Below are 13,563 nucleotides of genomic sequence, written 5' to 3'. Positions count from 1 at the left end.
CCCCAAGCCCGTCAGGAGATACGAAGGACAGCCATGGCAGAGGACATTCTCGAACGTCGCAAGCAGTTGCTCCAGCAGAGGCTGCGGGACAACGATGTGCGGGCGGCCGTGCCCGCGACGGTGCGTACCCGGGCGATCGACGAGCCGAGCCCGCTGTCGGATGCGCAGCGGCGCATGTGGTTCCTACAGCAACTCGAACCGACGAATACCGCGTTGAACGTGTGTGTCGCCTACCGGTTGGACGGGCCGCTGGACAGCGACCGCTTGCAGGCCGCGTTCGCGACCGTCGTCGCGCGGCACGAAATCCTGCGCACCACCTACCACGTGGGTACCGACGGCGAGCCGTACCAGGTCTGTCGAGACGACGCCGCGTTGTCGTGGCGCCAGCACGATCTCAGCGATCTGGTCGGTGACCCGATGGTGCGGGTGGAGGTGCTCGCCCGCCGCGAGTTCGCCCTTCCCTTCGACCTGACCACCGATTCCCCTTTGCGGGTCACGCTGGTGCGCACGGGCGCGACCGAGCACGTGTTGATCCTGGTCGCCCACCACATCGCGTGGGACGACGACTCGTGGCCGGTGTTGTTCACCGAACTGGACGCGGCCTATCGTGGCGCCGAATTGCCGAGGATCCGAGCCCAATACGTCGATATCGAGGTCGGTGCGGGGCGGGAGAATTCCGATGCCGACCTGTCGTACTGGCGTGCGGCCTTGACCCCGTTGCCGGAGCGCCTTGCATTGCCGAGCACGAGCGAGCCGGGGGGGCGCTCGACCGCAGCGGATCGGTGTGTGCGCCCAGTGTCACCCGAGCTGATGGGCCGAATCGCGGAGTTCGGGCGTGCGCATTCCGCGTCGCCGTTCATGGTGCTGCTCGCGGCTTTCGAGGCTCTGGTACATCGCTACACCGCTGCTACGGACTTCCTGGTGTCGGTGCCCGTCGTCGATCGCCGTGGCGGCGCGGAGCCGTTGATCGGCTATTTCGGCAATACCGTGTTGGTTCGGGCGGACGTGGACGCCGCCGGTGACTTCACGGCGTTGCTCGATCGGACCCGCAGCGCCTGCGTCGGGGCGTTCGGTCACCAAGGTGTGGGGGTGGATCGGGTCGTGCGTGAGGTGAGTCCGGAGCGAGTGGCCGGTCGAGATGCGTTGGCGCAACTGGTTCAGCTCAGCTTCGGTGTGCGCGGTGACATCGGTGGGTTCACTCTGGATGATATCGCGGCCACCGAACTTGCGCTGGGCAGTTCGGTGGCGCAGGAGGAACTGGGCCTGATGGTGGTATCGGACCCCGCGGGCGCGCGGGTCGAGGCCACGTACTCGGTGGACGCACTGGATCGTTGGTTGGTCGAGCAGCTTCTCGACCACTACGAGCAGTTGCTCCACACCGTGTTGCGCGATCCGCGGTTGTGTCTGCGCGAGATCGACATTCTCGGTGACCGTGATCGTGCGCGGTTGTTGTCGGCCTCGCACGGCCGGCTGGTGGAGTCGACTTCGACGACCATGGTTGCGCTCTTGGGGGATCGCGTCGCGGCGACGCCGGAGCGCATCGCGGTGGTCTCCGACGAGGTCGAGCTGACCTTCGACCAGTTGAACCGACGCACGAACCGGTTGGCGCACTGGCTGATCGGCCGCGGTGTCGGCCCGGAAACCGTCGTTGCGCTCCGGATGGCGACCTCTGTCGAGTTCATCGTCGCCGCGGTGGCGGTCCTGAAAGCCGGTGGGGCGTACCTTCCGATCGATCCCGCCTATCCTGCCGACCGGATCGACTACGTGGTGTCCGACGCTCGGCCCGGGCTCGCGATGGACGCCACCGCCTTGGCCGCCGCGGAAGCCGACGCTGCACAGCGACCCGACACCGACCCGTCCGATGCCGATCGGGTCGGACCGCTGCGCCCATCGAATACGGCCTACGTCATCTACACCTCGGGCTCCACGGGCAAGCCCAAAGGTGTCCCGGTCCCGCACGAGGCCATCGCCGAGCATGTGTCCGGTTTCCTCGCGGAATGGGACCTCACCCCGGAAGATCGAGTACTGCAATCGACTTCGGTGAGTTTCGACGCATCACTGATGGATATTTTCGGGACTTTGACCGCGGGGGCACGGGTGGTCGTGCCGAAGCCGAATGCATACCGCGACATCCCGTATGTCGCGAGTATGGTCACCCGTCACGGTATTTCGGTGCTGCACATGGTGCCTTCGATGCTCGCCACGTTCCTGGTGCTGCCCGAAGCCAACGATTGGCGGGCGTTGCGGCATGTGCCGGTCGGTGGCGAGGCACTGTCGGGTGAGGTTGCCGATCGGTTCGCGACCCATTTCGACGCAAACCTGCGCAACCATTACGGGCCCACCGAGGCCGTGGTGTGTTCGACATATATGCCGGTGGAGGGACCGCAGGGCTCCGGTATCGTGCCGATCGGTCGCCCGAATCAGAATGTGTACCTCTACCTGTTGGACGAGGCGTTGCAGCTGGTGCCCGACGGGGTGCCCGGCGAGATCTATCTCGGTGGACGGCAACTGGCGCGAGGCTACCTGCACCGTCCGGGTCCGAGCGCCGAGCGATTCGTGGCCGACCCGTTTTCTCCGGGTCGACGGCTCTACCGCACCGGCGACCTGGCGCGCCGTACCGCGGCAGGCGAGGTGGAGTTCCTCGGGCGAGCGGACGAACAGGTCAAGGTGCGTGGACATCGGATCGAGCTCGGCGAGGTGGAGGCCGCCCATGCCGATCACCCGGGGGTCGCGCATTGCGTCGCCACGGTGACCGAGCACGATTCGCTCGGCTCGGTGCTGGCCGCTTACGTGGTGCCGACGCCGGGTGTGGAACTGGACCTCGGCGAGCTACGCGCGTTCGTCGGAGCGACTTTGCCCGAGCACATGGTGCCCACGGCCCTCACGGTGATCGACGCGATACCGCTGACCGCGCACGGCAAACTCGACAAGCGCGCGCTGCCCGCGCCGGAACAAGCCGTCACCCGCGATTACCGCGCACCGCGGACACCGACCGAGGTTCGTCTCGCGGGGCTGTATGCGACGCTGTTCGACCGCACGCAGATCGGCGCCGACGACTCCTTCTTCGAGTTGGGTGGGCACTCGTTGCTCGCAGCGCGGCTGATCACCATGATCCGTGCCGAGTTCGGCATCGAGCTCGATATGCGGGTGCCCTTCGACAAGCCCACGGTCGCCGGCCTGGCAGCGCATATGGTTGCGGCCTTCCTGGACGAATTCGGCATCGACTTGGACGAGCTCGGCGAGGTCGAGGACCCGGCACCCGAGCGCGCGGCTACCTCTACGCGACCCGAGCCGGCCGGTGGGCAGCGGTCCGAGTTGGCCGGTAGACAGCGGCCCGAGCGGGCCAGTAGGCCCCGGCCCGAGCGTATTCCGTTGTCGTACTCGCAGCGCGCCTACTGGTTGCAACGGCGCATGGAAGGCGCCATCGACGGCGAGAACGTCACCTATCCGATCCGCTTCGATGGCCCTCTCGACCACTCTGCGTTGTTCGCTGCGATCGACGACGTCGTGGCCCGGCACGAATCGCTGCGTACTACGTTCCCCGAACACGACCGAACCCCTTACCAGCTCATCCACCCGGCCGGACCCGTCGAGGTTCCGATCGTGGAATTGGGTGCAGACGACGATCGTCTGGATGCGGAACTGGCGGCCGACGCGGCCTATGTGTTCGACCTGCAGGCCGAACCCTTGCTCCGAGTGCGGTTGCTGGTGCTCGGCCCGCACGCGCATGTGCTGTCGATTCTGTTGCACCACATCGTTGCCGACCGCCGGTCCTGCCAGATCTTCGTCGATGATCTCACCACTGCCTACCGTGCCCGCCTGCGGGGCCGTGCGCCTGATTGGCCCGCTTTGCGGATTCAGTTCGCGGAGTTCGCGATGTGGCAGCGTGCGGTATTCGATCGTGGCCCCAACCGGGAGATCGATGCATTCGGTCGAGCACAGCTGGACTACTGGCGGGCGGCGCTGTCCGGGCTTCCAGAGGAGATCGCCGTCGGGCACGACCGTCCGCGCCCGGCAGTGCTCGGCCGCAAGGGCATCGGTACCGCACGGGTGGTGCCCGCCGCGGTCTGGGAGAAGGTGCGCGCCACCGCGGAAGCGGCCGGAGCCACCGAGTTCATGGCGTGTCAGGCGGTGAGCGCCGTGGCGCTGCGTGCGCTGGGCGCCGGCGACGACCTGGCGATCGGCGCTGCCGTCGCCAACCGCATCGAAGAACAGACCGACGACCTGATCGGCCTGTTCGCCAATGTGGTGGTACTGCGCAACGATGTCTCGGGCAATCCGACTCCGCGCATGGTGCTGGATCGGGTGCGGGATTCGGCGCTGGATGCGATCAGCCGCCAGGGAGTGCCGTTCGAGCGGCTGGTCGAGACCATCAATCCGCAGCGTTCGCTGTCGCGCAACCCCTTGTTCCAAGTGATGATGCACATGCGGCACCGGTCGGCGCCGGCCGCATTCGACGACGACGGTGCGGTCACCATGCGGGGCATCGCCAAGTTCTACGACGTCTCGTTCATGGACTTCCACTTCGACTACACCGTGGACACCACCGGTGAGGTGATCGCGCGGATCGTGGTCAATCCCGATCTGTACGAGGCGGGGACCGGCGAGATCTTCGCAGACCTGGTCGTTCGGGTCTTCGAAGCGTTCGCCGACCATCCGCACTCTGCGCTCGACGACCTGCGTCTGACGCCGGCCGGTTGGGATACCGCCCGATCGGTGGTCCAGTCCTCGCGCGCGTTCCCCGATGTCGCCGATGGTCCGAGCGTGGCCGCGCAGACCGACACCGAGCGCACGCTGATCGCCCTGCTCGAAGAGTTGCTGGAAATCGACGATGTCGGTCGCGACGATGGCTTCTTCGGCCTCGGTGGCGACAGCGTCATCGCGATCCAGTGGGCTGCACGCGCGGGGGAGGTGGGGTTGCCGTTGACGCCGCAGCTGGTCTTCGAACACCTCACCCTGGCCGAACTCGCTTCGGCAGTAGACGAACTCGCCACCGATTCGTCCAGGCTGCGGCCGGCGGACGCGCCGGCGGTCGAGCATCACCACGAGCCGATGTCGGTCTCGGGTTTGGACGGGGACGCGCTGGCCGCACTACAGCAATCCTGGTCAGCGCAGCGCTAGCCGTGGATTTCGACAGCAGCCTTCGATACGCCGGACATAGCAGCAAGCAAGGAGTGGCAGCGGAATGGAGTCGGCACACCAGCGGGCGGACAGCACGGCGGGGATCGACAAGGAGCAGATCAGGGCGGCGGTAGCAGGACAGATCGGCCTACCTGCGGACGATATCGCCGATCACCACGACCTCATTCAGCTGGGACTGGATTCGATCCGGACCATGAAGCTGGCCGGCCAATGGCGCAAGCGCGGGGCCGATATCAACTTCGCCCAGCTCGCGGCGAATCCGACCCTCGAGGCATGGCATCGTCTGCTCGCCCGGGACGCGTCCGAGGAACGCGAGCCGACGACCGCCGAATCTGCGCTCCTCGAATCGATGCCGGGCGAATCGACGGAGGACGACGAGGCGCCCTTCCCACTGGCCACCATGCAGCACGCATATTGGATCGGTCGCTCCGACGAGCAAGAACTCGGCGGTGTTGCGGCGCATCTGTATGTCGAATTCGACGGCGGTCGAGTCGATCCGGAACGGCTGCGCATTGCGGTGACCGACCTGGTGGCCGCCCATCCGATGCTGCGTACCCGATTTCTGCCGGATGGCACCCAACAGACGATGCCCGCACCCGGGCGCCCCGTCTTCGGCGTCGTCGACCTACGCGCCGAGTCGGCCGAGGCGACCGAGACCGCATTGGCCCAGCTGAGGGAGCGCAAGACTCACCAGGTACTGGCGATCGAAGACGGCCAGGTAATCGACATCACATTGACATTGCGCGACGAGGAGTATACCCGGCTGCATCTGGACGTCGACATGCTCGCGGGCGACGCCATGAGCTATCGTGTGCTGATTTCCGACCTGGCCGAGTTATACCAGGGGGCCGCGCCGACCGCGCCCGGCTACAGCTATCGGCGCTATCGCACCGAGCACCGTCCCGACGGTGGTGCTCGCGAACGTGATCGGCAGTGGTGGCAGCAGCGACTGCCCGACCTTCCGGGCGCTCCGCAGCTGCCGACGATTCCGATGGGCGAGCGCGTCGCCCCGCAGCGCACCGTGCGCTACGACCATTGGCTGGCGCCGCAGGCCAAGGCGCGGTTGCTCGCTGCTGCACACCAGCGCGGAATCACCCCTGCCATGGCGCTGGCCGCGGTGTTCGCCGAGGCCATCGGCGGGTGGTCGGCGCAAAGCCGGTTCCTGCTGAATGTGCCCTTGTTCCACCGAGAACCGGTGCACCCGGACATCGATCGGGTGATCGGCGACTTCACCTCGTCGATCATGCTCGATGTCGATGTCACCGAGACCATGTCGGTGACCGATCGCGCGCGTGCATTGCAACGCAGTATGCACGACAGTGGCGCCCACACTGCCTACGCCGGACTCGAGGTGTTGCGGGACCTGGGCAGGTATCGCGGCGAGCCGGTGCTGGCCCCGGTCGTCTATACCAGTGCCTTGAACCTGGGTGAACTGTTCACCGACACCGTCACCGAGACATTCGGCGAGCCGGTGTGGATCATCTCGCAAGGCCCGCAGGTCTTGCTGGACGCACAGGTCACCGAGGTGAACGGCGGACTGTTGCTGAATTGGGACGTGCGCGAATCGGCCTTCCCGGAAGGCATGATCGAGGCAATGTTCGCCTGGTACACCGCGGCCATCGACCGGCTCGGCGAGGGGGAGTCGGGCTGGAACGCCGAGTCGGCGGTGCGGCTTCCGATCGCCCAGGCCGAGACACGGGCGGCGGTCAATGCCACCGACGGCCCGATCGCCGACCGGTGTCTGCATCAGCGCTTCTTCGAGCACGCGGCATCGAATCCGCACGCCCCAGCGGTGATATGGGGCCTGGATGACCAGCAGGGCCAGTGGAGCTACGCGGACCTAGCGGACCGCGCGCTGGCCGTCGCGGGCGCATTGGACGCGGCGGGGGTGCGGCCCGGCGATGCGGTTGCCGTGCAGCTGCCGAAAGGACCCGATCAGATCGTGGCCGTACTCGGCATACTCGCCGCCGGCGCAGCATACGTGCCGATCGGATTCGATCAACCGGTCGCCCGTCGCGCCGAGATCCTGCGCACCGGCGACGTCCGGGTGGTCGTCACGGTCGAGGGCGCGACCGTGGACGCCGCAACGACCGTTGTGGCGATCGACGCGGCTCAGACCTGCCCGCGGCCGTTGGCGGCCCCGGTCCTTCCGGATATCGGCGCCATCGCCTACGTGATCTTCACCTCCGGGTCGACCGGCGTGCCCAAGGGAGTCGAGGTAGCCCACCGCAGTGCGATGAACACCATCGACGCGGTGAACGAGTGGTTCGACGTCGGTTGCGCCGACCGAGTGCTGGCCCTGTCCGCCTTGGAGTTCGACGCTTCGGTCTATGACATCTTCGGCATGTTTGCGGTGGGCGGCGCGCTCGTGGCGCTCGATTCGCAGCAGCGGGCCGAGGCGACCACCTGGGTGCAGTTGTTACGCACACACCGGGTTTCGATCCTCAACTGTGTGCCGAGCATGCTGGACATGATCCTGGAGATCGGTGGTGACCGGCTGGGCGATTCACTGCGCGCGGTCACCTTGGGCGGCGACTGGGTCGGGGCGGACCTGGCTCGCCGACTGGCGGCGCAAGCGCCGGGTTGCCGGTTCGCCGGTCTCGGCGGCGCGACCGAGACCGCGATCCACAACACCATCTGCGAAGTGCGCGGCGAGCCGCCCGCGCATTGGGCGACAGTGCCGTTCGGCGTTCCGTTGCGCAATGTCCGGTGTCGTGTGGTCGGGCCCGCGGGTCGGGACTGCCCGGACTGGGTCCCAGGAGAATTCTGGGTCGGGGGCGAAAACGTTGCCGCGGGCTACCGCAACGACCCGCAGCGTACCGCCGAGCGTTTCGTGAAACACGAGGGCATCCGTTGGTACAAAACCGGCGACATCGCCCGATACTGGCCCGATGGCACCATCGAATTCCTCGGCCGCGCCGACCATCAGGTACAGATTCGCGGCTATCGAGTCGAACTCGGTGAAGTCGAGAGTGCGTTGCGCACCGTCGCGGGCGTCCGCCACGCCGTCGCCGCGGTCGTCGGTGCGGGTGCCCCGAAACTGGTCGCCGCCATCGCGGGTGATCCCACCGAAATGGGTGATGTCGCCGAGGCGGTCGCAGATCTGGTGCCCAGCTACATGGTTCCCACCCGGCTGGAATTCCTCGAACAGATGCCGTTGACCGCCAACGGCAAACTGGATCGACGCGCAGTGGTCGCGGTGCTCGAACCGAAGGCGTTCGAGGTCGAGGACACGGCCCCGCGCGACGATGTGGAGGCTGCGCTTGCCGATATCGTTGCCACCGTTCTGGGCGCCGACGAGATCGGTGTCCACGATGACTTCTTCGGCTGCGGCGGTGATTCCGTGCTCGCTACGACTGCGGTCGCCCGGGTGCGCGAGTGGTTGGACGTCGACCACGCCTTGGTCGCGGACCTGTTCGCCACCCGCACCGTGTCCGCTCTCGCCGTGCGTTTGCAGGACCGGGAGGCTCGGCGTGGCACGCCGGACAGGCTGCCCACCGTCGCCCGGCTCTACCTCGAGGTAGCCGCGATGACCGATGCGGAAGTCCTGGCCCGCACATAGCCTGGCCCGAACACAGCGCAGATGCCGCTGGCCCCGCGCCGATCGACGCGGGGCCAGCGATAGCGGCCGGTTCGACTGGGTGTCAGTGGAACCGGGTGGTGCTCAGCTGGATGCCGGAGTCCCGATGACCATGCTTCCGACGCTGCATTCCTCCAGCTCGTCGACGCCCGCCGCCGCGACGAAGGCTGCGGTGTCTCCGAACCCTTGCGCACACGCACCCAGACCCATGGCGGTAGCTGCGAGGTAGATCGTCTGCATGAGCACGCCGACGTGCTTGAGGATTGCGGCGTACGCCATCTGCTCGTAGGTCCACATCATCCGACCCGGTCGCGCCGCCATGATCAGCAACACCTGAGGCTGCGCTCCGTCGGCCAGCGTCGCCGAGGTCGACTTCAGCAATTGCGACACCGCGGGGGCATCGGCCGCCGCGATCAGGTGCAGCGCATGCTCGAACGAATCGTAGTGATACATGCCCGGCTGCAGTCCGTCGGCGAGGCGCACCACCAGGTAGAGCTCGAGTTCGTACAGGCTGCCGCCGGAGGGATAGGGACGTGACAGGAGTTCTTCGCCCTCACCCACTGGTCGGGTACTGCGTGTTCTGGCCGTGCGGTAGAGCAATTCGGCCAACTGGTCGAGACCGATCGGAGTCACGTCGTCGAAGACCCTGGTCGATACTCGATCCTCCAAGACAGCGGTCAGGGTCGGATCGCTGGACCGCAGTGAGGTCAGGTCCGGGACACGCAGACCTACGCTCTGCCCAGATGTGCTCGCCTTGCGCGCAGGCGGCTGCGGGAACTGGCCCTTCGCCCATTTGGTGGGGCCGAAGTGTTCCCAGGTGATGGTGCGTTCACCCAGGGTGCTACGCCGATGGAACCACAGGTCGGGCGGACTCCAGCTGCGGGTGGTGAACTCCCGGTCTTCGGAGTCGGGGTCCGGAACGAGGAATCCGCACCAGTGCAGATCACTCGCGAACTGTGATTTGACCGCGACCGGCAGGTTGGCATCGGCTGCGCCGAGGCCGTCGAGCAGTGCGAGCAACCGTGGGTCGTGGATACGTACGTCACACCATGCCATCGGGTGTTCGAGCACGAATCCTTCCGAGTCCCGATGCAGTACAGCAAATTTCGACAGCGTCGCCGACCATGGCGGCGGCGTACTCGGCCGTGCCGCGGGCTGTCCGAACGGTCGGATGCTGTACAGGTCGCGCCCGCTGTCGCGCACAGTGACCGACAGCCAACCGTCGCCGGCCAGTCGGTCGACCAGCTCGCCGACACCCGAGTCGCCGGACGAGCCCACCAGCTCACTCAGAGTGGACGGCCCATGATTCAGCGTTTTCAGCGCCTGTCGTTCGTTCGGGCCGAGACCGGTCAGCTTCTGATTGTGCGGCGGGTCGAGCAAGACCGCGCCGGTCGGTGTGGTGACGCACGTGACGCCGTCGCGTAGGGCGAAACGGGTCTGGGCGGGGTAGGTGGGGGCGGACAACCGGGGAACTCCTCGTGCGCTGGTGCTACTTCGCGGCGTTGGTCAACGCGGGCGTGATCGTGTCCAGGATGTATGGGATGGACAGCACTGTCGGCTGGTTGACCGCGGTGATCTCTTGCGTGGACAGAAAGACCACCGCGTCCTTCTCGACCGCCGGCAGTTGCGCGTAACCCGGCAACTGACGGTACTTCTCGTCCATTTCCGGGGCGTATCCCGCGAGCAGCACGTCGGCGGTCAGTTCATCGATGCGTTCCGGGGACAGCATGGCGCGGCCCTGGGTAGCGTTCAGGGCGAGCAGATTCTCCGGAATGCGCAGACCCAGCTTCGCGAACTGTTTGGCGGAGCCGTCGTTCGGATCGATCAAAACCATCAACTGCGTCGGACCGGCCAGCCAGGTGCTGGCGAAAGTCTTGCCCTGTAAGCCCGGATTCGCCGCGGCGAGGCTGTCGATCTTGTCCTCGACGTCGTCGATGAGCGTGGTTGCCTGGTCCTGTTTGTTCAAGATCCGGCCCAATGCCGTGACCAGGTCCTGCCACGGCGTGGTGATTTCTTCGGCCAGTCCGGGCAGCGTCGGCGCGATCTTGGAGAAGTCGTCGTAGTTCTTCTGGTCGGCGATGAACGTGTCGGCCAGGATGAGGTCGGGTTCCAGTGCGGCGATCTGTTCGGCCAGATTGCCCGTGGTATTGAGTTGCTCGGCGGACTCGTCGATCGGTGGCTGCCACGCAGGCGCGTCTTTGGACAGCACTGCGACATTGTCGACATAGGCGGCAGGCGTCACACCGAGCGCAAGGCTGGTGTCGAGCCATTGATTGCCCAGAACGACGATCTTTTCCGGAACCCCGGTAATGGTGGTCTCGCCACGGGCGTGGCCGATGGTGATCGACTCACCATCGGCGTCCGTCGTGGCGTCGCTCGACGACCCGCAGGCGGTCACGCCGATCGCGACGATGCCGGCCAGTGTGGCCACGGTTGCGCGCGCCCACCCACGAGATGTTCGGAAAGACCTCATCACTCATCCTCTCCTCGTCGAGGAATTCCTCGATTCGGTTGTTCACGCCGACCAGTCGGTCAGGCAAGCCTAACCTACAAAAAACGGACGAGTGCGGTACGGGTCGACCGTTGACGCGGACGGTGCCGAGTCGGGCGCTGCGCGGTGGGTGTTCTCCTCGAAGGTCGGGGGCGGCAGTCGAGTACTCGCCGCGGTCGCCGGACTACAGCGTTATGCGTTGTTCGGCCGGAAGAAAGAGCGCGTCGTTTTCGGTGACACCGAATGTCCGATAGAACTCCGCCAGATTCCGTACGACCTGGTTGCAGCGAAACTCGGCAGGGGAGTGGGTGTCGGCTGCGAGTGCGCGGAGGGTGAGTTCCTCGGTCTGCTTCTCCCGCCAGCTGCGGGCCCAGGAGAAGAACAAGGTGCGGTAGTCCGGATGTTCCACACCGCGCCGTTGCTCGGCGTGGCGGAAGGCTGCCAGCGTGATCTGCAATCCGCGCAAGTCGGCAAGGTTCTCTCCGACGGTGAGCTCGCCGTTGACGTGCTGGTCGGGGGCGAGGCCTTCGGGAACGAGAACGGTGTACTGCTCGACGAGTCGCTGCGCCTTGGCGTCGAACGCGGCTCGATCCTCGGGAGCCCACCAGTCGCGTCGGTTGCCGCTACCGTCGTATTTGGAGCCCTGGTCGTCGAAGCCATGGCCGATCTCGTGTCCGATAATGGCGCCGACCGCCCCGTAGTTGACCGCGGGCGCGGCATCCTTGTCGAAGAACGGCGGCTGGAGAAAGGCGGCGGGGAAGACGATCTGGTTGGCAGTAGCCAAGTAGTAGGCGTTCACCGTCTGCGGCGACATCAACCATTCGGAATGATCGACCGGCGTGCCGAGCCGGGCGAATCCTCGTCTGACTTCGAAATCGTTGATTGTGATCAGAGATTCGATCAACTTGCCCGGCGATATTCGTAGTGCGGAGTAGTCGACCCAACTGTCCGGGTATCCGATCTTGGCATCGATCTTTTCCAACTTTGCAATGGAGGCGTCCCTGGTCGCCGGCGACATCCAACTGGAGTTGGCGAAGTTCTCCCGATACGCGGCGACCACCTCGTCGAGCATCTCGCCGGCACGCGCTTTCGCCTCCGGCGGAAAATGCTTGGCCACGTAGAGTTTTCCGAGTTGTTCACCGAGCCACTGGTTGACGGTCCCGACTCCGTACTTCCACCGTTCGGGTCGGGTGTCCTGCCCGTTGAGAATCTTGCCTCTGAAGTCGAAATTCGCATCGTTGATAGCCCTGGGAAGATAGCTCGCAAACGACTGCAGCACACTCAGTTTGAGATAGTCACGCCAGGTGACGCTGTCGACTTCCGACCACAATCGGCCGGCGGTGCCGAGGTAGGATGGCTGCCCGACGACCACGGTCGCGAAAAGTCCGCGCGGACGATCGGTGTTCCCCGACAACCAGGAATCCCAATCGAAATCCGGTGCGAGTCGGGTCATCTCCGTCCAGCTGTACCGGTTGTAGGTTGCGTCGACGTCGCGCGTGCGCACCTTGTCCCAGTGCCCGGTGGCGATGCGCTTCTCCAGTTCGAAGACCCGCTCGGCGACGTCCCCGGGATCGGCCAACCCGGCGCCCGCGGCGATGCGTTCGAGGAAGTCGCGATAGTGCGCCAGTATCTCGGCATATTTCGGCTCGCGGTAGTACTGCTCGTCCAGTCCCAGCCCGGACTGGCTGATCTGGGGCACGTATGCGTCGGAATTCTTCCGATCGACGCCGATACCGAGCGCGATCAGCCCGGCGATGGGCAACTCGGCCATCACCCTCGCCAGATCCGGTTTGGTCGCGGCCTCGTCGATCTTTGCGAAAAGGCCGGCCAGCGGCGTCATGCCCAGGCGCTCGATCCGATCCCAATCGACCCGCGCGTCGTAGAGGTCTTTGATTTGCCGCTCCTCCGAGCCGGGCGCGGGATTGCGAATACCCTCGATGATCTTCCGTAACTGATGCTGCGTGCGCTCGGCGGCCTCGCTGAACGAACCGTAGGAGGCCTTGTCCGGGGGCAGTTGGTAGTCGCGCAGCCAGGTGCCGTTGACATGCCGGTACAGGTCGTCTTGCGGACGGATCGCTTCGTCCGCTCCGCTCATGTCGACACCGGTGAGCGTTCGGTTCGCGGACGCCGCGCCGGTGTAGTAGACGATCACGGCGGCGGCCGGGATCGCACCGAGCGCGCGCAAGAAGGTACGACGGTCCAGGTGAGGTGGACGACCGGTTGCTGTCACGAGAATCCTCTCCCCGATGCGGCGGTGCCGCCGATATTTGTGCACAGCACTGTTGGGGATCGAGACTACCGGTGCGCCTTCTGTGCGGATCGAAATAGCCCCTGCAGTCGTGACGTGCGG

5 protein-coding genes are annotated in these 13,563 nt (G+C 65.9%); 2 read left to right on the top strand and 3 right to left on the bottom strand.

The window, feature by feature from the left end; translation table 11 throughout:
- The first annotated feature begins 33 nt into the window (after positions 1-33).
- A complete protein-coding gene (locus K940_RS0122775) occupies positions 34-5,121 on the top strand; it encodes a non-ribosomal peptide synthetase (RefSeq protein WP_028479356.1) in 5,088 nt (1,695 codons plus the stop codon).
- A gap of 64 nt (positions 5,122-5,185) precedes the next feature.
- Positions 5,186-8,704, top strand: a complete 3,519-nt coding sequence (locus K940_RS0122770; RefSeq protein WP_051407460.1) for a non-ribosomal peptide synthetase — start codon at positions 5,186-5,188, stop codon at positions 8,702-8,704.
- Between the two features lie 102 nt (positions 8,705-8,806).
- Here the strand turns inward: K940_RS0122770 and K940_RS0122765 are convergent, their stop codons facing one another.
- The 3 genes from K940_RS0122765 to K940_RS0122755 all read right to left on the bottom strand — a co-directional run bounded on the left by K940_RS0122765 (position 8,807) and on the right by K940_RS0122755 (position 13,443).
- Entirely contained in the window at positions 8,807-10,186 is a 1,380-nt protein-coding gene (locus tag K940_RS0122765) for a SagB family peptide dehydrogenase (RefSeq protein ID WP_028479354.1), read from the bottom strand.
- A gap of 25 nt (positions 10,187-10,211) precedes the next feature.
- Positions 10,212-11,195, bottom strand: a complete 984-nt coding sequence (locus K940_RS0122760) for an ABC transporter substrate-binding protein (protein ID WP_028479353.1) — start codon at positions 11,193-11,195, stop codon at positions 10,212-10,214.
- A 202-nt stretch (positions 11,196-11,397) separates the two neighbouring features.
- Positions 11,398-13,443 (bottom strand): M13 family metallopeptidase, encoded by a 2,046-nt coding sequence (locus K940_RS0122755; protein ID WP_036529972.1) that lies wholly within the window; start codon positions 13,441-13,443, stop codon positions 11,398-11,400.
- Positions 13,444-13,563: the final 120 nt, after the last annotated feature.

The organism is Nocardia sp. CNY236 (genome assembly GCF_000482385.1).
GTDB lineage: Bacteria > Actinomycetota > Actinomycetes > Mycobacteriales > Mycobacteriaceae > Nocardia.
The sequence above is the reverse complement of the archived record's forward strand: the minus strand, read 5'-3'. Positions and strand labels throughout refer to the sequence as shown.

Coding starts and splice junctions, on each gene's coding strand:
- K940_RS0122775 (WP_028479356.1), top strand. CDS start 34: ATGGCAGAGGACATTCTCGAACGTCGCAAGCAGTTGCTCCAGCAGAGG.
- K940_RS0122760 (WP_028479353.1), bottom strand. CDS start 11,195: ATGAGGTCTTTCCGAACATCTCGTGGGTGGGCGCGCGCAACCGTGGCC.
- K940_RS0122770 (WP_051407460.1), top strand. CDS start 5,186: ATGGAGTCGGCACACCAGCGGGCGGACAGCACGGCGGGGATCGACAAG.